The organism is Oleiphilus sp. HI0132 (assembly GCF_001635845.1).
Genome location: NZ_LWGJ01001554.1, coordinates 1 through 325, shown reverse-complemented (window position 1 = coordinate 325; position 325 = coordinate 1). Strand labels below are relative to the sequence as shown.

The following is a 325-nucleotide window of genomic DNA, read 5'->3' as shown; positions in this document are numbered from 1 at the left end:
AAGGGTGCTTAGTGTATTGCTCACTATGTCTAGTATTTTCCGTAGGTACCTTCTTTCAATGCGTCGAATAAGTTCGCTGCTGAATGAATTTCACCGTCGTATTCTATTTCTTCGTTACCTTTCGCTTTTACTTTTGTACCATCTTCTAGCGTAAATTCGTAGATGGTGTTCTCAAGATCAGACTCTTTCACCAATACGCCCTGGAATGCTTCAGGGTTAAAGCGGAAAGTTGTGCATCCCTTCAAGCCTTTCTCGTACGCGTACATGTAGATATCCTTGAATTCCTCATATGGGAACTCTGTAGGAATATTTGCAGTCTTCGAGA

General features: G+C 41.5%; 1 pseudogene. It reads right to left on the bottom strand.

The features are described from left to right. Nucleotides 1-29 precede the first annotated feature (29 nt). A pseudogene (locus tag A3766_RS23890) lies at nucleotides 30-325 on the bottom strand (ribonucleoside-diphosphate reductase, adenosylcobalamin-dependent); the annotation flags it as partial.